Origin of the sequence: Acinetobacter sp. CIP 64.7 (genome assembly GCF_000369745.1) — a bacterium.
Taxonomy (GTDB): Bacteria; Pseudomonadota; Gammaproteobacteria; order Pseudomonadales; family Moraxellaceae; genus Acinetobacter; species Acinetobacter fasciculus.
The window spans coordinates 400,340-422,225 of sequence record NZ_KB850177.1; the positions used below are offsets into that span (position 1 = coordinate 400,340).

19 protein-coding genes, 4 tRNA genes and 2 pseudogenes are annotated in these 21,886 nt (G+C 42.3%); 13 read left to right on the forward strand and 12 right to left on the reverse strand.

The genetic code is table 11. The features are described from left to right. Positions 1–21: 21 nt before the first annotated feature. From F890_RS01975 to rnr, 3 genes are all read right to left on the reverse strand, one after another. A complete protein-coding gene (locus tag F890_RS01975) occupies positions 22–2,061 on the reverse strand; it encodes a M3 family metallopeptidase (RefSeq protein ID WP_004732252.1) in 2,040 nt (679 codons plus the stop codon). A gap of 69 nt (positions 2,062–2,130) precedes the next feature. Then, complete coding sequence (locus F890_RS01980) at positions 2,131–2,685, reverse strand: hypothetical protein (protein WP_004732250.1); 555 nt, start codon at positions 2,683–2,685, stop codon at positions 2,131–2,133. Positions 2,686–2,770: 85 nt separating this feature from the next. After that, on the reverse strand, positions 2,771–5,218 hold the full coding sequence (rnr, locus tag F890_RS01985) for a ribonuclease R (RefSeq protein WP_004732248.1): 2,448 nt from the start codon (positions 5,216–5,218) through the stop codon (positions 2,771–2,773). A gap of 263 nt (positions 5,219–5,481) precedes the next feature. On the opposite strand from rnr, the gene F890_RS01990 reads away from it, so the two are divergent. The 5 genes from F890_RS01990 to F890_RS02010 all read left to right on the forward strand — a co-directional run bounded on the left by F890_RS01990 (position 5,482) and on the right by F890_RS02010 (position 6,878). After that, positions 5,482–5,571: transfer RNA gene (locus tag F890_RS01990), tRNA-Ser, on the forward strand. Positions 5,572–5,587: 16 nt separating this feature from the next. Continuing rightward, a tRNA-Arg gene (locus tag F890_RS01995) sits at positions 5,588–5,664 on the forward strand. 49 nt (positions 5,665–5,713) lie between these two features. Beyond that, positions 5,714–5,790, forward strand: a tRNA-Arg gene (locus F890_RS02000). A 118-nt stretch (positions 5,791–5,908) separates the two neighbouring features. After that, positions 5,909–6,514: a dihydrofolate reductase family protein gene (locus tag F890_RS02005; protein WP_004732246.1), complete on the forward strand. Its 606-nt coding sequence runs from the start codon at positions 5,909–5,911 to the stop codon at positions 6,512–6,514. A 287-nt stretch (positions 6,515–6,801) separates the two neighbouring features. Continuing rightward, a tRNA-Arg gene (locus tag F890_RS02010) sits at positions 6,802–6,878 on the forward strand. A 105-nt stretch (positions 6,879–6,983) separates the two neighbouring features. Here F890_RS02010 and F890_RS02015 read toward each other — a convergent pair. After that, positions 6,984–8,282, reverse strand: coding sequence for a hypothetical protein (locus tag F890_RS02015; RefSeq protein ID WP_005265578.1), 1,299 nt, complete (start codon positions 8,280–8,282; stop codon positions 6,984–6,986). Between the two features lie 168 nt (positions 8,283–8,450). Here F890_RS02015 and F890_RS02020 point away from each other — a divergent pair, with 168 nt between their 5' ends. Beyond that, complete coding sequence (locus tag F890_RS02020; protein ID WP_004645081.1) at positions 8,451–8,948, forward strand: YcxB family protein; 498 nt, start codon at positions 8,451–8,453, stop codon at positions 8,946–8,948. 37 nt (positions 8,949–8,985) lie between these two features. Beyond that, positions 8,986–9,627, forward strand: a complete 642-nt coding sequence (locus F890_RS02025) for a fumarylacetoacetate hydrolase family protein (protein WP_004732240.1) — start codon at positions 8,986–8,988, stop codon at positions 9,625–9,627. Positions 9,628–9,679: 52 nt separating this feature from the next. Here F890_RS02025 and F890_RS02030 read toward each other — a convergent pair. The 3 genes and pseudogenes from F890_RS02030 to F890_RS02040 form a co-directional block, all read right to left on the reverse strand. Next, positions 9,680–9,982 (reverse strand): annotated as a pseudogene (locus F890_RS02030) (helix-turn-helix domain-containing protein); the annotation flags it as partial. Between the two features lie 21 nt (positions 9,983–10,003). Further along, a complete protein-coding gene (locus F890_RS02035; RefSeq protein WP_005265583.1) occupies positions 10,004–10,867 on the reverse strand; it encodes an IS982 family transposase in 864 nt (287 codons plus the stop codon). Positions 10,868–10,964: 97 nt separating this feature from the next. Then, positions 10,965–11,489, reverse strand: a pseudogene (locus tag F890_RS02040) (AraC family ligand binding domain-containing protein); the annotation flags it as partial. Positions 11,490–11,593: 104 nt separating this feature from the next. Between F890_RS02040 and F890_RS02045 the strand changes: the two are divergent. Both F890_RS02045 and yddG read left to right on the forward strand, forming a co-directional pair. After that, positions 11,594–12,532, forward strand: a complete 939-nt coding sequence (locus F890_RS02045; protein WP_004732236.1) for a DMT family transporter — start codon at positions 11,594–11,596, stop codon at positions 12,530–12,532. After that, a complete protein-coding gene (gene yddG / locus F890_RS02050) occupies positions 12,529–13,416 on the forward strand; it encodes an aromatic amino acid DMT transporter YddG (RefSeq protein WP_004732233.1) in 888 nt (295 codons plus the stop codon). The genes F890_RS02045 and yddG overlap by 4 nt, the downstream gene beginning before the upstream one ends. 29 nt (positions 13,417–13,445) lie before the next feature. Here yddG and F890_RS02055 read toward each other — a convergent pair whose 3' ends face one another. Next, positions 13,446–14,693 (reverse strand): YihY family inner membrane protein, encoded by a 1,248-nt coding sequence (locus tag F890_RS02055; RefSeq protein WP_004645086.1) that lies wholly within the window; start codon positions 14,691–14,693, stop codon positions 13,446–13,448. A 113-nt stretch (positions 14,694–14,806) separates the two neighbouring features. Between F890_RS02055 and wrbA the strand changes: the two genes are divergently transcribed. Continuing rightward, positions 14,807–15,397: an NAD(P)H:quinone oxidoreductase gene (gene wrbA / locus F890_RS02060; protein WP_017397980.1), complete on the forward strand. Its 591-nt coding sequence runs from the start codon at positions 14,807–14,809 to the stop codon at positions 15,395–15,397. Positions 15,398–15,450: 53 nt separating this feature from the next. Here wrbA and F890_RS02065 read toward each other — a convergent pair whose 3' ends face one another. Continuing rightward, entirely contained in the window at positions 15,451–15,894 is a 444-nt protein-coding gene (locus tag F890_RS02065) for a hypothetical protein (RefSeq protein WP_171066856.1), read from the reverse strand. Positions 15,895–16,761: 867 nt separating this feature from the next. Between F890_RS02065 and F890_RS02070 the strand changes: the two genes are divergently transcribed. The 3 genes from F890_RS02070 (at position 16,762) to F890_RS02080 (ending at position 19,097) form a co-directional block, all read left to right on the forward strand. Then, on the forward strand, positions 16,762–17,139 hold the full coding sequence (locus F890_RS02070) for a hypothetical protein (protein WP_004732227.1): 378 nt from the start codon (positions 16,762–16,764) through the stop codon (positions 17,137–17,139). Further along, entirely contained in the window at positions 17,133–18,338 is a 1,206-nt protein-coding gene (locus F890_RS02075) for a CsgG/HfaB family protein (RefSeq protein ID WP_005265587.1), read from the forward strand. The genes F890_RS02070 and F890_RS02075 overlap by 7 nt, the downstream gene beginning before the upstream one ends. Before the next feature lie 84 nt (positions 18,339–18,422). After that, positions 18,423–19,097 (forward strand): hypothetical protein, encoded by a 675-nt coding sequence (locus F890_RS02080; protein ID WP_004732224.1) that lies wholly within the window; start codon positions 18,423–18,425, stop codon positions 19,095–19,097. Between the two features lie 315 nt (positions 19,098–19,412). Here F890_RS02080 and F890_RS02085 read toward each other — a convergent pair whose 3' ends face one another. From F890_RS02085 to F890_RS02095, 3 genes are all read right to left on the reverse strand, one after another. Beyond that, positions 19,413–19,988, reverse strand: coding sequence for a xanthine phosphoribosyltransferase (locus F890_RS02085; protein ID WP_004732222.1), 576 nt, complete (start codon positions 19,986–19,988; stop codon positions 19,413–19,415). Positions 19,989–20,076: 88 nt separating this feature from the next. Continuing rightward, complete coding sequence (locus F890_RS02090; protein ID WP_004732221.1) at positions 20,077–20,790, reverse strand: DUF3108 domain-containing protein; 714 nt, start codon at positions 20,788–20,790, stop codon at positions 20,077–20,079. A gap of 159 nt (positions 20,791–20,949) precedes the next feature. Continuing rightward, positions 20,950–21,636, reverse strand: coding sequence for a hypothetical protein (locus F890_RS02095; protein WP_004732218.1), 687 nt, complete (start codon positions 21,634–21,636; stop codon positions 20,950–20,952). Positions 21,637–21,886 lie beyond the last annotated feature (250 nt).

Genomic DNA, 21,886 nt, shown 5'->3' on the forward strand with positions numbered 1-21,886 from the left:
TGATCAACTTAAAAAGCTAGTTTAAGCGTTTTTAGAGGGGTTCGTCCAACCTTGATGACGCAGCAACGCATCTATTTTTGGCTCGCGTCCGCGGAAATTGATAAATGCGTCAAGTGCTGTGTCTTTTCCGCCAACTGCGAGGATATTTTCCCGAAACTGCTTTCCGGTAGTGGTATTAAAAATACCTTCATCTTCAAAGCGGTCGAAGGCATCACTGGCCAAAACTTCGGCCCATTTATAGGAATAATATCCTGCTGCATAACCACCGGCAAAAATGTGACTGAAGCTGTGCTGGAAACGGTTATAGTCAGTGGTCGGTAGGACCGCATACTTTTCACGGATCTCATTCAGAGTAGCCTGAACCTGTGTTGCATTTAAAGCCGGATTGGCACGGTGAATCCTCAGGTCAAACAGGGCAAATTCAAGCTGACGCAGGGTTTGCATGCCAGACTGGAAGAAACGTGCATCGAGCAAGGCCTTGAGCAGTTCAGCCGGCAAAGATTCTTGAGTTTCGATGTGCTCGCTGAGCAGATCCAGACTTTCCTGATCCCATGCCCAGAATTCCATAAACTGGCTTGGCAGCTCAACGGCATCCCAAGCCACGCCATGGGTACCTGCTACCGCAATATTGTCCACTTCTGTCAGCATATGATGCAGGCCATGGCCAAATTCATGGAACAGTGTAATCACTTCATCATGGGTCAGGAGTGCAGGGCGATTGCCTACAGGTGGGGTAAAGTTACCGACCATATAGCAAATCGGTTTTTGCAGGCCATCACTGGTCTGCATACGGGAACGGAAACCACTCATCCAGGCACCGCCACGTTTGCCTTGGCGTGCATACAGGTCAAAATAGAAGCCGCCAATCACCTGACCTTGATCTTCCAGTTCAAAATAACGTGCATCCGGATGCCATACAGGCGCTTCGCGTTCAATGACTTGAATGCCATACAGGCGATTGACAATATTGAACAGGCCTTGCAGAATTTTCGGTGCAGGGAAGTAAGGTTTAAGCGCTTCCTGTGACAAATTAAATTGCTGCATTTTTAGCTTTTCAGAATAATAGCCGCTGTCCCACGGTTGCAGATCACGGATGCCATCTTCAGCGGCAATCGCTTTCAGTTCAGCGATTTCTTGCTCTGCCGGTGCGCGGGCATGCTCTGCCAGAGCACGCAAGAACTCGTCTACAACCTCTACACTCGGTGCCATTTTGCTGGCTAAGGACAATTCCGCATAATTATTAAAGCCAAGCAGTTTTGCCATTTCCAGACGCAGACTCAGGATTTCTTCGATCAATGCAGTATTGTCAAACTCGCTCTGTTCAGCCTGATCTGACGCACGCGTGGTATAGGCTTTATACAGTTCTTCACGCAGAGGACGATTTTCTGAGTGGGTCATGATCGCCAGATAAGACGGGAAATCCAGCGTAGCCACCGGTTGATCCAGCTCGCGTTGCTGACCATATTGTTTTAACAGCTCAATATTACTCGAAGATAGACCCGCTAACTCATCTTCATTCAGCGGTCTGAAATAGGCTTGAGTCGCATCTAGCACATGGTTGGAGAAGTCGGAAGATAATTGGGATAGACGTGCAGAAATTTCCGCATAACGTTTTTTCGCCTCACCCTTTAATGCTACCCCAGATAATTTAAAGTCACGTAAGGCCAGTTTAATTGCGCTTTGCTGTGCTGCCGGGAGTTCATTATAAATCGACGCATCGTAAATATGCTGATAGGTTTGATACAGCGCCGTATGTTGACCCAGTTGCGTATAGTATTCGCTAAGACCCGGTAAGAGTGCTTGATAGACATCACGGGTTTCGGCATTGTTCATGACGGCATTTAAATGCGACAGGATGCCCCAAGACTCACTCATATTATTTTCAAGCGTGTCGACATGTTCCAGTGTAGTTAGCTGCTCCTGTACTGAAGTAGGTGTTTCGGTGAGTTCATTCAGGAACTTTTGCCCTTCAGCGATACAGCTTTCAATTTTTTGTTTTAGCTCAGCCAGCGTAATCTGATCAAATTGTGGAACAGGCAAAGTTGCCTTTTCTAAAGTCATGTCGGTCTGCCGATTTATTTCCTATGATAAATCTAGATGTAGGGGTTATGAGCTAGGAAATCAAGCTATCTACAGTTTTTTCTCGATCTTTTGATTTAAGGTTATTAATGATTTATTGATATTTTTTAATTGTTCTAATAATCCTCCATTGGATGCTGGAAGTGATTCTAATTCATTTATATCAATTGTAGAGATGTCAGTGATTTTTGTTTTCCAAAGATTCAAAGGGTGTTTATACAAATATGTAATAGTGAATGTTATAGGGGAATTATCTAATGAATCTTTTAAGCCCCCATATTTCCCCCAATCGTATATATAGCTCTGATTGGGTGGGAATACTTTGACTCCATTTTTAAAAATTCCAGTTTCAAAATATTGTTTTTCAGAATTTAATTTTTCAATTCCAAATGCTGCACGAGGGATTAGTCGATCACTAGATATTTTCACATTATGAGCGATGGATTTTCCAATATTTTTAACATGAAGTTGGATTACGGATTCTTTCCCATAATGAGGCGTAGCAAAAATAATAATTTGTGGTTGCTGATCGGATTTAAATACTGCGTAGGTTACGAGCAGAGCCATAAGAGAAATGATTAATGTTAGAATATTAATAACTTCCAATTTATAATTCCTTTTTATTTCTAATTAGTATCTTGATTATAAATAAAAAAGAGCGCCGTAGCACTCTCTTTTTGATCATCAAAAATTATTCAGTCTTGGCTTTTGCATTCGACTTTTTCTTTTTGACCTTGGCCTTTTTCTTTACTTTATCTTTAACCTTTGCTTCAGACTTTCCTGCAGATGGTTTAGCAGACTTTTTACCGTAAGAGCTGGGTTTTCCTTTTCCTTTTTTGCGTCGTATGGGCTGTTCTCCATCGGCGCTCAGGTTGGATTTAGATTCACGTTCATTGTTGCCAAACACTTCTTCTGTAGCTGCTGGACGTGATACTGGTTTTTTCTCGCTCACGCGCGGTGCACGGGCACGAACTGCACGGCCGGCATGACTGAGTTGTTGCACCAGTTCAAAGTCGATCTTGCGTTCTTCCAGATTGACACCGGCAACCTTGATTTTGACTTCATCGCCCAGACCAAAGACCTGACCACGGTTCTGGCCGATCAGATTCTGGCTGCTTTGATCAAAGACAAAGAAGTCATCCCCTAGCTGGCTGACATGCACCATACCATCGACATACAGGTCTTTTAGCGTGACAAACAGGCCAAATTCTGCCGTTGCACTAATAATGCCGACAAATTCTTCACCCAGATGCTGCTGCATATAATGGCATTTCAACCAGGTCGTTACCGAGCGTGATGCTTCATCTGCACGACGTTCTGTGGCAGAGAAATGGTCACCAGCTTCATCTAAAGCACCACCTGAAAGTGGAGATGGCTTGTTATTTAAATGTGCTTTGATTGCACGATGCAATAACAGATCCGGATAACGGCGAATTGGTGAAGTGAAATGTGTATAGGCTTCATAAGCCAGACCATAATGGCCTGCATTACTCGCACCATAGTAAGCCTGCATCATGGAGCGTAATAACACCGCATGAATACTTGGTGCATCAATCCGTTCTTTGGTCGCTTCAATCACCGCCTGATAATCTTTCTGAGTCGGCTGTTCCGGGAAATTCAAACCCAGCAGCTTGACGAAGTCACGGACTTTCTGGATACGTGAGAACTCAGGTGGCTCATGCACGCGGTACAACATTGGCATTTCATTTTTCAATGCATATTCTGCGGCTGCCACGTTGGCTAGCAACATACATTCTTCAATCAACTTATGTGCATCATTACGGCTACGCGGCAAAATTTCTTTAATTCCGCCTAGTTCGTCGAAGGTCATGTAAGTTTCAACGGTTTCAAATTCCATGGCATGACGTTCAGCACGTAAACCTTTAAGAACTTGATAGAGTTGGAACAGGGTGTTGATCGACTTGCGAACTTCGCGATCTTCGGTAATCGCCTGGCTGTCGCCTTCCAGATACTGTGCGACCTGATCATAGGTCAAACGTGCCTTGGAATGCATGACAGACGGATAGAACTCAAAACCGGTGACTCGGCCAGCACGTGACAGTTTTAAATCACACACCATACATAGGCGGTCAACGTTCGGATTTAACGAACACAGGCCATTCGACAATGCTTCAGGTAACATCGGTAAAACAAAGTGCGGGAAGTAGACTGACGTCCCGCGTTCCTGCGCTTCATCATCCAGTGGTTTGCCTGGACGTACATAATGACTAACATCAGCAATGGCCACGACCACGCGATAACCACCGCCGGGACGTTTTTCGGCATAAACGGCATCATCAAAGTCACGCGCATCTTCACCGTCAATAGTAACCAATGCTAAATCACGCAGATCAATACGGCCTTCACGGTCTTTGGCCGTTGGCTCTTTAAAGCTTTCGGCCTCTTTAACCACTTCTTCCGGGAATTCATAAGGCAAACCATATTCTAAAATGGTTTGTGGAATGATGATTTCAGTATCGGCCTTGTCCGCCATGGACTGCACAATATGTCCGGTCGCGAATTCTTCACGGGTCGGATAAGTATCAATCGCCACACGAATCGAGTCACCCAGATTGACCTGGGCATGTTCAATCAATTCTTTTTCAAGGGTGATTGGCTGATGTGCATTTGGGTTGGCTGGCTGGATAAAGTATTCACCATCATACTCTGACACTTTACCAATGATCTGTTTGACACGATGCTGCACAACTTCCGTAATATAGCCCCAGGCCTTACCTTTACGGTCTACCGAAGTCTGACGCACTTTAACGCGGTCACCATTAAAGACCAAGCGCAGTTCACGCTCAGCCAATAAGAGGTCGTCCTGGCCGGAAATGTTGGCAGTTCCCATCCCTCGGGAATTGATATAAACCGTCGCTTCGGATTCAGGTTGCTCGACGGCAATCTGAAACTTGTAGCCATCTTTCATCAGTTGCCCGTCACGCACCATCGCAATTAAACGGTGGCTCAGAGCATCAATACTTTTTTGATCTGCAATTTCAAAATGTTCGACCAGGTCTGCATGGGACTGGGCATTGTTCTTTTCGATGGTTTCTAAAATGAGCGTGCGGCTAGGGATAGGGTTGTCATAACGTTCGGCTTCAGCTTTTGCTTCAGGATCGACCCAGTTTTTCATCATGTCTTTAAATTTATCTTAGGAGATAGGTTTAGCATAAAACATGTGTGCGCAGACTGCACGTAAATGATTGCAATAATCCATTTAAGTTTTCAATTTTCTGTTAATTTTCGATAACTGGAAATTTATGCAGTTTTTTTGCCATCAAAATGCACGAAAAATCGAGGAATTGCTTAAAAAGTATTTAAACGAGCAAAAATATGCACTTTTTTTTGATGCTGCGCTTGCAGTGCCATGCCGAAATTTGTATTATGGCCGCACGTTACGGTGAGATGGGTGAGTGGCTGAAACCACGTCCCTGCTAAGGACGCATACGGGTAACTGTATCGAGGGTTCGAATCCCTCTCTCACCGCCACGCTTACTTACATCGCGCGCTCATAGCTCAGCTGGATAGAGCACTTGGCTACGAACTAAGGGGTCGGGAGTTCGAATCTCTCTGAGCGCACCAAGTAGGTTAAGCAGAAAAAACGTATCGCCAACCGAGGCACACAAGTTACGCGCTCATAGCTCAGCTGGATAGAGCACTTGGCTACGAACTAAGGGGTCGGGAGTTCGAATCTCTCTGAGCGCACCAACTTGAACAATTAACCGCACATGTTGCGGTTTTTTTGTGCCTAAAATTTACAGAAATACCAGACATCACGTGCTAAAAATAAGTCTCAGGCGAGTGAATAAAAATAAAGGCAGTCGTGATGAGAAAAATCATTGTCCAGGAATTTTTGACCCTCGATGGTGTGATGCAAGGGCCCGGCGGTCCAAAAGAAGATATATCTGGTGGTTTTCAATATGGTGGCTGGGTGGCGCCGTATTTTAACGCAGAACCAGATCCGGCATTTGATGTCATCATGCAAAAATGGATGCAGCCCTCCGATATTCTTTTAGGGAAACATACTTTTCAGATTTTTGAATCTTACTGGCCCACACATACTGAAGACTGGCCGGGAATCAATGACGTCAATAAATATGTTCTTTCTACCAGTCTGGAGCATTCCGACTGGCAAAATACCCTTTTTCTGAAAAGCATTGATGAGATAATCAAGCTTAAAGCATCAGGAGAGGGAGATATTCGAGTTTATGGCAGTGCTGCAGTGGTACAGGCGCTTTTCAAATATGAACTTGTGGATGAACTCCGTCTGCTGACTTTTCCAATTATACTGGGTGTTGGCAAACGCCTGTTTAGTTATGAAGCAATACCCGCCGCTTTTCAATTGATAGATCATCTGGCCAGCTCAAATGGTATTGTGTTTACGCATTATCAAAGGGCAGGAGAAGTAAAGACTGGAACAATAGGCGAGTGATAAAGTGTACAAGGATGATGGTCGTTTTATATTTGAATTCTATTCTGGCTGAATACCTGGTTAAGAATACTTAAGGCTGACCCATTGCGTAGTGATGGAATTTTTGGAAAATACAAGCCTCTTGATTGAATTAATTAAGTGTTTTTAGCTCTAAATCCGCAGAAATTTTCAGCAGAAAACTATAAATTTTGATACATCGTTTAATTACTGTACATTCAGTTGTGATTTTATTAAAAAACACTTAACAAGACTGAAAAAGCTCGTATAATGCACCCCATCAAGACGTCGCGCTCATAGCTCAGCTGGATAGAGCACTTGGCTACGAACTAAGGGGTCGGGAGTTCGAATCTCTCTGAGCGCACCAATCTTGATAAGAATTCTGAAAAAACCGCACGTTGATGCGGTTTTTTTACGTCTGTGATTTTTAACTATTTTTCATATAAAAAACCAATAACTCTCTGCTTCCTACTCATCTTAATTTCTGCTGCACTTTCAGTGCATAAACGGTATTACCACCCACTGCTGGTAAAATATCATGATAGGGCATGCTACGCATGGCTCTTAATAAGAACGGCGCCTGATCGTGAATTTTCATACTGCTGGTGATTTGAAATAAGGTACCTTGTGACTGCGGCAATAAGCGCATACCACCTTTCACAAACTTCAAGTCACCGCCATTGGCATTGAACTGGTTTTGCAGGGAATCAGGTTGGTAAAAATGCATCTTAAAATTAAACGGGATCTGAATCACGCCCAAACCCACCGACACCTTATAGTTGGCATCTATATTCTGAGTATTGACCGGATTCAGTTCGACTTTCTTGATCTGCCGAGGAAAAAGCTGCTGCGTCGCTTCAGCCGCTAACCACGGTCGCAATTTTTCGACCGGATGCGCAAAATATTGATAGGTGCTGCTAAATCTTAAATTTTCTGAGGCTTTTCCTTCTTTGACCTGATAGCTCGGTAAAATGAAACTGACCGGTTGCCCTGATTTTTGGCTGATCTGGGCAATTTTTTGTAGCTGTTGAGGGTTGAATCTCATCTGCGGAATTGGAGTTGCTAGTGCCGCTATATGATCGGTTTCAAAGCGCTGTTGTAGTGCTTCCAGTAGAAATGCATTGGTACTCGGCGGAATGCCGAGTTTGGCTTCAGGCAGCGCATTCAGGATTTTACTGAATAAAAAGCCTTTGGGCTGATTCAGGTCGCCCCATTGGGTGACAGTCACCAGCGTTTTATGCGGACCCAGTGCAAACCATTCCAGTTTTCCCGCACCATAGGGAATCGGCGCATCAATAATTAAGGTGCTGATGCTGTTTTCGCCCAGATGATGCTGCATCACTACAGTTTCTTTAAAGTTTAACACCGGAATCGGGGTCGGGATATGAACCTGATATTTAATCTGCTGAATCGAACCCTGCTGCTCTAGCACTTTGGCTGACTTTAAAGTTGGAAACAGACCCACATAATTTGGATAATGGCGCAGCAATTTTTCAACTTGAGCTTCAGCCACAGGCAATACCACAGCTGCACTATAAAACTGTGTCTTGCTGGCTGCATTATTGTTTAAGGTGGGGAGCTGGGTTTTACTGGTTGGATGCGCATAAATCAGAATCCGCTCGCCGGTTAATTCTGCCAGTTGCTGGGCATTGCCCTGATAAGCACTCAGACTGCTCGGCAATTCGGCATTCCAAGGAATAATCTTGGCCAGTGCTGGGACAGAAACTGCCAAACAAACACCGATGAGCATGCATTGCTTTAATCCTTTCATTCAACATCCTGCAACATCCTGTTGCGTATTTTTTGTTTTAATTGCTGTTTATTTAAAACCAAATGCACGTATTTCCAAAGCAAAGTTATGTAATTGATGCGACAGGCCATAAGCGCTATGGATATTTTGGTATAGTATTGGGCAAGATTTTATTTTTGATGTGATGCTATGACTGAGTCAGCACCGACTTTATCGACCCGTTATTTTCTGACTTTAGAAGAATCTCAGGATGGTTTTGCCCTGGCGACGTTTGGTAAAAAGCAGATTTCACGTTTTCTGACGCCTCTGGTCAGTATCGGGATCATCATCTGGGGTTTCTCGATGGGTTTTGATGGCGTCGGACGTTATTACGTGGCTTTGGGCGCATTTTTTCTGCTCCTGCAAGGTATTATGCGTTACTGGTTCCTGCCGATGATGTTTAAACGTCAGTTTGTTAAATATCAGTTTGGTAAAAGCGAACAGGGTATTGATTTGTATCAGGACTATGCGGAAATTTTTAATAATGATCGTAGTAAGTTGGTGCCATATAGCGAAGTGCAGAATTTTGCTGTCGGTAAACTCACTTATATGCTGGAATTAAAAAACCGTACCGTGGTTATTGTGCCGAAGCGTGCATTTAAGGACGGCACTGAACAGAGTATGTTCGAGCATACATTTAAAAAATAATTCAGATATCTATAAAAGGAAAAGGGAAGTTTTGATCATGAGCACACGTCCATCCAAAATCGTTTGCGTGGGTCGCAGTTATGCCGATCATGCCAAAGAACTCGGCAATGCGATCCCTGATCGTCCGGTATTGTTTATCAAGCCACCGAGTGCCTTAAGTTCGCTCGAAGCAGGCATTGAATGGAATCCGGAATGGGGCAATTGTCATTATGAATGTGAACTCAGCTTGCGCATTGACCGGACTTTAAGCAAAGAAAGCGATCCTGTGAAATCACTTGAAGCTGTGGGTGCGGTGACTTTAGGTCTGGACTTAACTTTGCGTGATTTACAGGATGATCTCAAGAAAAAAGGCCAGCCTTGGGAACGTGCCAAAGCCTTTGATGGCTCTTGTCTGTTGTCGGACTGGGTGCCTGTCGCCGATGTAGTCACGGACTGGAAAGATGTGCATTACACACTGCAAGTCAATGATGAGCTACGTCAAAAAGGTGATACCGCTTTATTGATTTTTGATATTGCTACCTTGCTGGCTGACATCAGTCAGGTCTTTACTTTGGAAGAAGGGGATGTGGTGATGACCGGTACCCCGGCAGGTGTTGCAGCATTGCATTCAGGCGATCAACTGAAAATGACCCTCAAAGGGCAGTCTCAGGATTATGTCTGGACGACTTTTGTGAAATAACCAAGATTTTGAATCAAAGGAGCCAATGGGCTCCTTTTTCATATGCATCATTTTATTCATTAACAGTATAACGCTTGCGAAACTGATCTGGGGTGCTTCCCATCCAGCGTTTAAACATGTTGATAAATGCCGAGGCATTGGCATAGCCCAGATCAAAGGCAATGCTTTCAACGCTATGCGCTGCATTTAATAAAGACATGGCCTGCATCACTTTCAGGCGTTGCCGCCATTCATGTAGTGACATTCCCAGTTCTTTCTGGCTATATCGCGCTAGCGTCCGCTCGGTTAAATTGACGCGTTCTGCCAGTTGCTGCAGCGAGCTCTGATCTGCTGGATGCTGATGTAAATAATCTAACCTGAGTTCGATGAAATCCACTTAGCCTTTTAGCATATTTTGGAAAGTTGGCTTATTGGGGTTCAAGCAATAAGCCACTACAGCAGCCATAATATTCACCATGAAGTTGTTGACCGAACGATGACGTGAATGTTCAAGTTGCTGCAAATTTTTTAACTGATCATTTACTGTTTCGATCAATCCTCTTTTGCAAAGCAATTGTTTTTCTTGTTCAGTATGAATAGGTTTATTTTTCATATTCCTGCGTGATGGAGTCAATATTTTTAGTCCTCTGGCTGCTAAAGCTTCAGCTTTTGCTTTGCTCAAATAGCCTTTATCTCCGAGTAAAATTCCTTTTAACTCTTTAGTTAAAGATTCAAGTACAGCAACATCATGAACATTTCCTGATGTAAGTGTGAGATTAATAATTTCACCTAAATTATTGATAATCAGGTGTAATTTAAAACCATAAAACCAACCCGTACTACTTTTTCCACGACCGGCCAAACCTTTAAATACACGATGCCTTTTAATCCGAAGATTATGGCAAACCACCAATTTAGTGGAGTCAATGATACTGATTCCCGTATCTTTTCCTTTCACTTGATGGAAGAAACTACTCAGAGCTTGCAAACAACGGGGCATGATTTCAATAAATCGGTTGTAGCTAAGCAGTTTAGGAAAAGCAGATTTCCAGAATGGAACGATCATTTGGCAATAAAAATATTTGAAGAATCTAAACCCGGATTGATGAAATAAAATGACAATGGTCATTGCTTCAGACAAGCTTAAAGCTGACTTTTTCAGCCTGGTTTTTTGATCAGAAATTAAAGCTTTCTCTAAAGACTCATTAAATTTTTTGCAGAAATCATCCAAAATACAAAATAATTCGGTAATATGATCCATTGAAAAGCCTTGTTTTATAACATTTTGTCTTGAGAACCAATATGTTACAAATACAGGGCTTTTTTTTCTACTCTTTTTTTATATCGAACTCAGGTTAATCTAAAATCTGTTTCAGCAATGCATGTTCTGAATGCGGTAAATAACTGCTGACCAGTTGGGCTTGCTGGAGCTGATCGAGCAGCACCTGTAGCAGACGCTGATATTCAACTGAATTCTCGAGTGCTGGATGGTCTTGCTGATACAGTTGTTTCAGGTGGGTAAATAAAGCAGTGACCAAGGGGGCGCTGAGCAGGATGCCCGGTTGAGTGGGCAGTTGGCTACAAAGTGATTCATGCACATACAGAGTGCCATGAGAAACTGCGGTACGGTTCAGACCACGATGCTCTAAATTTGGCGGGAGCCAGATGCCGTGAGGTGAAGGTGTCACATAATTTATATGATTAATATTCACTTCCATCACGCCATGAAAAGCATAGACAAATTCTCCCCAGGCATGGCCATGCAGCGGATAAACAGATTGCGCGGGATCCTCCCTGAAACTGAGCCAGAGCGGTGCTTTAATCAGATCATGGGTCGGAAGTTGCTTGAGCGAAGCTGAATCTGCTTGGATTTTTTTATGCATCACCGAAATTGCCTGAATAACACCATCATTTGTCTACTTTGAAGTATATCTTTTATTTCTGACGCTTTTATAGTGTACCTTCCAAATGAGCAACAGGACCGTATGTGAGCCAGCGTCAGGCATTAGATGCCAAAGCATCTGCCATCATGTTTGTATTGTGTATGTTGTGGGGTTTACAACAGGTGGTATTGAAATGGGCCGCCAGTGATATTTCAGCCCTGATGCAAATTGCCTTGCGTTCAGCCTTATCTGCGCTGATGGTTTATCCCCTGATTCAGCAGAGCGTGCGCCGTCAACTCTGGAATGCACGCTATTTACCTGCAGGATTACTAGTCGGTGTGTTGTTTGCAACCGAATTCTATCTGATTGGTGAGGCACTGCGTTATACCTCAGCCTCGCATACGATTGTTTTACTTTATACCGCGCCGATTTTTGTGGCTTTGGGTTTACACTGGAAATTGCCGGCAGAGCGTTTGTCTTCTGTGCAATGGGGCGGAATATTTCTTGCCTTTAGCGGAATTGTAGTCAGTTTTCTGTTACGTCCACAGACAGAATCAACTTTACAAACTGATGCCTTGTGGGGAGATTTTCTGGCTTTGCTTGGCGGCGTATTCTGGGCAGCCACCACAGGCAGTGTACGTCTGAGCCGGCTGGCTGAAGCACCTTCAACCCAGACTTTGTTCTATCAATTATTGATAGGTGGAATCCTGTTATTGCCTCTGGCTGTTCTGACTGGACAAGCAGCCATTCAATGGACAGTGTTGTCTATTTCCAGTCTGGTTTTTCATACCGTGGTGATTTCCTTTGCCAGTTATCTGATCTGGTTCTGGATGCTGAAACATTATCTGGCATCACGTCTGGGCGTATTTTCCTTTTTGACCCCTGTATTCGGCATGCTGTGCGGCGTGCTGATTCTGGATGAACATATCGAAATCAATTTTATTATCGGCACCTGTATGGTCATGCTGGGTGTGATTCTAGTGAGTTTGCAGGGATGGCTGAAAAAACCGAATATCAATAAAAGCATTCAAGAGCAAGCATGAAAATCTGGTCTGTAAATTTAGCGACCTGGATTGGTCTGTCTTCTATTCTGATCTGGGCCAGTCTGGTCGCCGTAGTGAAACTGATTACTGAATCCACCAGTGCAGTGCAGGGGATTGCTTTAATTTATAGTTTTAGCAGTCTGGCGATTTTTGCGTTCACCGGCTTTCCAAAAATCACGCAAATGTCCAAGCGTTATCTGCTCGGTTGTGGCGCTTTATTTGTGGCTTATGAGATTCTATTTCTGGTTGCTGTGGCATGGTCGGATAATCGTGAACAGGTGATGCTGATTGCCATGATCAATTATCTGTGGCCACCCTTGATGATTGTTTTTTCGATTTTTGCCCGACAGTTGCAGGCCCGCCTCTGGGTGATTCCAGGATTTCTGCTCGCTGTGATGGGACTGATGCTGGTGGTCAATCCAGAAATCACTAATCTGCCGAAGTTCATGCAGGTTTTAGCTGAAAATCCTTGGGCCTATGGCTTTGCCTGCCTCGGCGCTTTGTTATGGCCTTGCTATTGCGTTCTGACCAGAACCTACGGCCGCGGACAAAATGGCGTACCGATTTTCTTTTTGGTCGCTGTAATCAGCTTATGGCTCTTACATTTAGGATTAAATGAACCTTTTATCATGCCCACATTCAAGCTATGGCTGGGAATTGCAGTGGTGGGAAGTCTGATTGGTATCGCCTATAGCAACTGGAATCAGAGTATGCAATTCGGCAATATCAAGGTGCTGATCTTAGCCACTTACTTTATGCCGATTCTTTCTTCGGTCATGTCCATGCTGATTTTGGATGTCAGCCCCGAACTCAGTTTCTGGATCGGGACTACTTTGGTAAGCGTGGGTGCGATTGTTTGCTGGAAATCTACCGCTATCAGTTAAAAAAAATCCTCTCAAGCGAGAGGATTTTTTTATTTATGTCGGAACAGTTCGGACAATGGAAAATTGAGTTTTTCTTCCAGATATTGATCAGTTTCCTGTAATCTAGGTGAGAAATTTTGCATCCAGATGTCATCAGTCTGGGCATTGGTGAGATGGTTTTTGCGTGGCAGTGGATAAGGCAATTGCAGATAAAAATTCCAGAAGCTGACCTGATCCAGATCGCGAACCAGCACATATTCATTCTCATCGGTGCGTTTGATTAGATTCTGCTTTTCAAACATGGCGACATAGCTCGGCCAGCGGCCAATTTCATCCCGGCCCAGCACTTCAAGCGCTTGTGCTTCACTGATGCTTTCACCGGTTTTCTGTTTTTTATAAAAGAGTTCTAACAGATCCAGCAGCATGACGATCGGATGACGTTTATTGTCCTGCCCAGATTCAAACGCCGTCAGGGCATAGCTGATTTCAACCCCCAATAACACAATAATCCACGACAGATAAATCCAGAGCAGGAAAATCGGCACGGCGGCGAAGGCACCATAGACGATCTCATAGCTGGTAAAGTTTGACATGATATAGCCAAACAGATTTTTCAGCAGCTCAAACACCACGGCACTAAATAGACCGGCAATAAAGGCAGATTTAAGCGGTACACTGCGATTCGGGATGGTCCAGTTCAAAATGAAAAATCCGAGTACAGTCAAAGAAAAGGAAATCGCCCAGAGGACAAAAGCGCCATCAAGCTCATAACCGGCAAAGTTATTGCTGAGAATGCTCATGGATGCCACGGTCGAAGAAATCACAAATGCACTGCCGAGTAAAATCGGCCCGAGCGAAATGATGGTCCAGTAACGCATAAAGCCCATAATTCCGCCCCGCGTTTCAGTCACGCGCCAAATGCGGTTAAACACCGTTTCGATACTGCTGAGCATCAATACTGTCGTCACAAACAAGAACAGAATACCAATGATGGTGAGATTGCTGGATTTATCGGTAAAGGCATTCAGGGCCTTATCAAAGGCAATTGTAGTTTTGGGTAAAAAATTACTATAGATCAGTTGTTGCAATTGCTGCCGCGCAGGTTCCAGCGCTTTAATGGAAGAGATAATTACCAGAAAAACCGTCAGCATAGGCACCACCGCAAACAGGGTAGTGTAGGTCAGGGAACCTGCCTGTTCGCGACAGCGGTCTGCTTCAAAGCGTCGAAGTACAAATAAAACAAATTGAAACCAGTGTTTTTCATAGAAAGGTAATTTCTTTAAATACTTAACAATCATCTGCATCCAATCTCAATTTTTTTAATCATCATGAATTTTCATCATCAGCTTAACCAAAAAACTTGCAAAGTATCGTATAGTTTTATTTTTTTAAGTAATGAATAAGAACCATGATGCAACCTTATGTCCTTGTTTTATATTACAGCAAATATGGCTCAACCAAAGAAATGGCGCATCTGATTGCCAATGGAATTGAAGCGGCAGGCGTGGCAGTAAAAATCAGGACAGTTCCAAATATTTCCAGTATGGTAAAAGTTGCTGAACCGAGTATTCCGGCAGAAGGGGATATTTACTGTACTCTGGATGATCTAGCGCAGTGTGCCGGCCTGGCGCTCGGTTCACCGACCCGTTTTGGCAATATGTCCTCTGAAATGAAATATTTTTGGGATCAGACCACGAGTCTGTGGCTGAATGGAGCGCTACACGGTAAACCGGCTTGCGTGTTTACGGCATCAGGTTCCATGCATGGCGGACAGGAAAGTACTTTACTCACCATGCTGCCGCCGTTATTTCATCATGGCATGATGATCATGGGGCTTAGTAACGCAACACCGGCACTATCGAATACCAAAACTGGTGGTACACCTTATGGTGCTAGTCATGTCAGCGGCCCGCGGCATGATCAGGGCCTGAGTCAGGATGAAAAAATTCTATGTGAAGTACAAGGCAAGCGTTTAGGTGAAGTGGTACTGAAACTCAATTGAGTCTGAAAAACACTCACAGGAAATGAAGGATGAACTTCATTTCCTGAATTTTATTAGGCTTTTTTTTGATCTTTTTGATCTTTTTGATCTTTTTGATCTTTTTGATCTTTTTGATCTTTTTGATCTTTTTGATCTTTTTGATCTTTTTGACTAAATCTGTATTTGCATTTCAGACATTGATAATCCTGAAACAGATTACGGTCGACAGAAACCCCGGCCTTTTTCCCCAGAAAATTACCGACCACACCGCCGGTAATCCCGACACTGATTGCACCGACAAAAGTGCCTACGGTTCCGCCGACAATTACACCTAAAGGTCCGGCTACAGTACCAATCGCAGCACCAATCGATGCACCTGAAGCAGCGCCACCTACAGTCCCTGCAGTTGCACCCGCTGAACTCATGAGAATGCCGCCAATTTTCTTTAAATTCTGTTCATGATCGCGCTGTTCGATATCGGCTGAGCCACATTTAGGACATTGCATAGATTGTTCCATTAAGGATTGAGATGTGCTTGTTTTAGGTTTGTCGGGAATAGGATGTGTGCCCTGATCAGCACTTATTCATAACATACAACAACACACTAGATAAGTTTTGAATTCGCAAATCAGAAACATTGCATACTCACTTGATTCTAGTTGAGTTCACGCTAAAACATTGTATTTCAGCTGTAAATATATGCCTTCTTGGTTGATTAACGCAATTCTTAACCTGTCATTGAGGAAATGGCAAATCTCAAGATCATCAGAAATGTTCTTCTCTCATCATTCTAAATATTGTGCTTTTAGCTCTTAGAAAGACTATTTCTGGAGTTGAGATGAAAAAGGAAAGGAAGTCGAAAAATATGTAAACGAGTTCTTATGAGGTCTATTAAAATTTTTCAGACAAAATACACCTGAATATTGGTGTTTCTTTATAAGTCACCTTCATTGTAATTGATTAATTGTATTTTAAACAAAGTGTGACATTTATCGTTATTAAATAGAAGTTCTAATAAAATAAAAATTTACGGTCTTTAAAATGTAAAAAGCATAATAATTCTAATCTTTATTAGATAAATTTTTGATTATTACTAATATAAAAAATATATTATTTTAATCAAGTTTTTTATATGAATTTTATATTCAAAATTTTTTTATATAATGATTTCTTACAAATCACAAATAATAAATAATAAATAATAAACAAATATATATTATTTAAATAAAAACAATAATTTATATTTTTAAATAAAATAAAAAAATATGTGAATAGGGATAAGTTTTACATTTTATAATTTTATGTGATTTAATATTTTTCAGATAAATTTAATCTTATTAAATGAAAAATTAAATAAATATCTTAAATCAGAGGATATTAAGATTATGAGAATGTTAGTTATCAATCTGGGTTTATTATGTTTATGTTTTCTAAGTAACGCTTATGCCACTTCTGATGAGTGGACTCAGCGTTGGAAATCATCCAGTGCCCGTTCCAATGAGAATCTAGTTCAAGCCAATCTAATCGAACTTAAGGAGTCAGACTATTATTCCGGATTAGGTAAAACCACCGTTCATAGCACCTCAACCACTTCCATCGGGACGGTAAATACCCCGACCAACAATATCAATGTAGAGGGTACAGACAACAATATTGATATTACGAGTGAATTGCTGAATGAAGCACCAGTCAATTCAAATACCAACCAAAATCCTCAGCGCTGTCTTAATTTAAGTAACAGACCAGGAGAATCACAATGCTGAATTTCTCCTCGACCAGAAGACATTTATCTTTCGTAAGTGTCACCGTCCTTTTTAGTTCTTTTTTAACAGGCTGCACAGGTTTAGCACCCTCAAACAAGAAGCCAGTTAGCCTGGTGCAAGGTCCCCCAATTACCGATATTTTTACCCCTTTTGATATGGCTTTATCCTGCCTAAAAGGACAATTACGTAGTGATGTGAGTTTCTCCGTGGGGGCAATTCTGGATCAAACCGGTAAGGATGTAGTTACCAATGGTGGTAGCGGAAAAATGGTGACCCAAGGTGCGGGAGATATGGTGCAATCTGCCTTGTTTCAGGCGAGGGTAAGCTTAATGAACCGGCGTGATCCCCGGATTATTGAAAGCGAAGCCAAGTGGGGCATTCGTGATCCAAGACAAATCCAGGCTTCTGATTATTATGTGACAGGCAGTATTAACAGTCTGGATTTTATTCCGGGTGGTGGTTTTGACATGCAGATCGCTGGTGTCGGTCCGAATTATAGTCAAACCCGGATTATGGTCGGTCTGGATTTATCTTTGACTGATACCCGCAGCAGTAAAGTCGTGGGCAATGTTTCATTGCAGAAGCAAATTGCTGCACAGGATTATGGCTTAAGTGCAGGCAGATTCGCTGGTCGTACACTCTTAAATATTCAGATTGGAAAAGGAGAACGAGAGGCAACTAACTTTGCCTTGCGGCAAATGTTGAATCTGGCCACTTTTGAATTGCTGAGTCAGGTTGTCCCACCCGCCGTATTTGAAAGTTGCCGTGCGCAGATACCGCCAGAGTTTGGTCAATTGAACTTAACCCGAAGTTCTGTCGCTCTGCATAAATACAAGAAAAACCAGCAACAAAATAGTACAGCTTCAAGCAGTGTTGTTCAGGAGTCAGTCTCAAGCCAGGCAGACTCATCCAATGAAAAAAATAAGTCAACCAACTCCCCGAGTAAAGATACAAAACCGCCTAAACAGAAAGAGTCCGAGGTGATTCAAAACCCTGAAGCAGAGCCTGAAATGAGTAAACAGGACTTGATTAAATATATCAGCAAGAAGCAGCGTCAACCTTCTTCAAATGAAAAGAATGAAGAAAAAGATACTCAAGAAGAAGCTGCTAAAGAACAAGAAGATGAAAAAACCACAACGCTATGGGAGGTTAATCCTGATGTGGTCGAAAATTACTGGTCTAGCACCCAACGTGATTAAGAATATTTAAAAATGGGCTCGCTCCCATTATAAGAAGGAGTACTTAGCGAGAGGTACTTCAAAACAAAAGTAGGAAGAACAACGATGAAAAATACGATCAAAACAATCGCTTTATCCGTCGCCTTTCTGTCTAGCGCAGGTATGGCATACGCCCAAGATGGTGAAACACCTACTGATGTCACCGTAGATACAGGCTTACAAGCTACCCTGGATTCTATTTCTCAGCAGGTTGAAAATGGTTCTGCTTTGAATCTTGCTGTGAATACAGGTGATGTTGATGCAAGTGTCGATTTAGAAGCAATTGCAGAAGCTACAAGAGAAGCACCAGACGCCATTAGTTCAATTGAAGGTACAATTGAAACTACTGCGATTGGTGCCGCGAATACAGGTAGTATCAGTATTGAGCAGGGTAGCTACAATAAGGTGGTATCAGACATATCAGATGCAACGGATAACTACGACTACAGTGTAGTAACGAGTGCAACTAATAATTCTGAAACTCTAGAGGAGCTATCAGAGGTTGCGGATAGTTCAGATATCTCGGAAGTTGCGAGTTCAACACTAAGTACTGACTATAGTGAGGAAATCAATGAAACCTTAAGCAATTATAGTGTAGCGAACATTGCTTATAATGCGGGTGCTATTGATGCATCTGTCAGTGCCATTGCAGAAGGAACTCAAACTGCTATTAACAACAGCATCACAACTACCGCTATCGGTGCTGTGAATAGCGGTAGTATCACTGTGACTGTTAAATAAACTCTTTTTTCGAGGTGAACATAGGCCTAACTATTGGCAGATAGTTAGGCCTCTTTATTTTATAATAACATCCACATAAATTGTTGTTTATTCATCGGATAAAAAAGTACTTATTTGTTTGACACTCTCTATTTCAGAAATTGAATAGTCTGGAGCTTAAGATTAAATCATTTATCTAGGATCAAATCTGGAAGAATAAATAAGAACTTAGGCTGAGCTATAGTTGAGCTTTGAATATTTTAAATTTATATCATCAGAAAAACGCAATAAAAAAAGAGCGCATCAGCGCTCTTTTAAAATTTATTGGCGAGTTTCTTAGTCGCGAACAAACTCAACAGTGCCATTTGTCAAAGACTTTACGCGTGCCAGTGATTCAACACGATAGCCTTTTTCAAGCAGCAGATCACGACCTGGCTGGAATGATTTTTCAATCACAATGCCAATACCGACTACTTCTGCATTTGCCTGATGAATCAGGTCTGCAAGACCTAAAGCTGCTTGACCATTAGCCAAGAAATCATCGATCACTAAAACCTTATCGGTTGAGCTGATGTGTTTATTTGAAATCGCGATTGTGCTTTCAGTTTGTTTAGTAAATGAAAAGACTTTAGAGCGATATAAATCATCTTTCAGGGTCAGAGACTGGTATTTACGTGCAAAGATCACAGGTACGCCAAGCTCTAGGCCGGCCATTACTGCAGGTGCGATACCTGATGCTTCAATCGTAATAATTTTGGTAATACCAGCATCCTTAAACAGACGCGCAAATTCTTGACCAATCAGTTGCATCATGACTGGATCAATCTGATGGTTTAAGAAAGAATCTACTTTCAAAACTTCTTCAGAGAGAACGATGCCTTCAGCCAAGATTTTCTGTTCTAGTGCATGCACGGGAGAATCCTCAAGAGCAGGTGCTTTTTCAAGCAAAAGCGTATTGTAAAAAGCACCCGGAAAAAATCAAGTGAAATTCGCCAAAAACTTAGTTGCTTGCACCTTTATAGTCAGTTAACAGTAAACCATAGGAGGTTTTCTTGTCGACATGCGAAACTTTGACTGGAAGATAGTCAAGTTTTGGTGCCAGCCAGAAAATGGTTTCACGACCTGGTTTGCTATGTTTCATCACCACTTTAATGGTATTAAAAGATCCGTATTTGGTACTTATAGTCTCTGAACCCTGTTTGACAAACTTACGGCCTTCAATTTCTTTGGCATCAGCGATATAGTAATTTGTTTTCAGGCCTGAATTTTTTAAGTCTTCACGAATTTGCAATTCTGCATTCAACTCATCCAGAACATCTGCTCTCCAGGCAAAAGAACGTTTTTCATCGTCTTTCTTGGTACTGATAGTTTTGCTGGAAGGATTAAAATTAATACTCATGGTGTTGTTATGCACCAGTACTTTACTGCTGCGACTGAAACTGCTTGATCCGATCTTGCCATTATTAAAAGTAAAGCGGCTGGTTTCGGTTGCAGAGGCAATACCCCCGGCTTTTGCAGCAAAGACATAAGTCCAGTTATTGCCAGATTTGCTTAAAGTCCGCGTTGCAGAACCCATATTCTTGCCATTATAGCTAAATTGATAACTGGCCTGGAAAGGAGTCATGGCAAAAGCTTGGCTAGAAATACCAGTGAACAGTATCGCGCTGCTCAGACCCGTGGTCATCGCTAAAGTTTTGAATACAGTCTTCGCCATCAGTTATTTTCCTATATTGATTCAACGGGCAAAACATATCACTTATTGCACCCTTTATTATTTGGGCAAAATATGGAAATTGAAGGGATATTTCTGCCAAAAATGTATATTTCATGTAGTTTTATGGAACTTTTGTTCAAAAACTACGTTCGGCATGATTTAAGAAGGATCTTTCTGTTTGATGGGGGTGACCCGGTTGTCATCCATCTCGTCTTCATCCCAGTTCTCCTCCTGATCTTGGGAGAGTTTTCTAAACAGGGCGGCCAGATTGACGTTGCCAATCACCACCAGTTCGGCTTCACGAAGTACTGCGTGATTCACATGAACTTTGCCCAAGGTATCAATGACAGATCGGCTTTTACCTAACCAGCGATTTAAATCCAGATAGAGCAAGTCATCGATGACTTTAATCACGCCCAGTTTTTCCAGAATCATTCCCAACGGATCTTTATGTAAGATACGTTGATAGAAGAACAAGCCAAAACGCACGCCCAGTTTATACAGCATATTTGGATATTTGGCTTCAATCAGCTGAGTATCACTAATTTGCTCGAACACGATCAACTGGGTAGTTTTATTCAGTTCCATCTGTACCAGTTTCAAATCAACCGATAAAGTGACAATCAAGCCTTTATAATCTAGTGTTGCATATAAACGCAGCCAGTCTTCATGTAAATCTGCATGTAAGTCTTTCAATGCATCGACATTGTCTGTGACAAAGCGCTGAAAGGTTGCATTCAGGAAGACTTGCGATAAGGGGAATTCACGCTCATCTTCAATAAATCCTTCCGCCCTCTGATACACTTGGCGGATTCGGTTGGAAATATTGGAAATTAGCGTTTGCATACTGAAGCGTCCTGGCAACTTTATTTTTGACTCGGGATGTATCTTGTCGAATTGTATGAAAAATACAAGCGTTCATGCTTGAAGTTTAGCAAAATAAATAGCACCATTTTTATAGTTTTAGTTATGTAACGTTGAAGATTTGATGGATTTGGCATTTTAAAAAGATAAATGACGAATCCGTTTATTTTAAATCTTTCAAATACTTTTTGGGGAGCTGAACTCATTATTGAGTTTGGGCGAATGTGAAAAA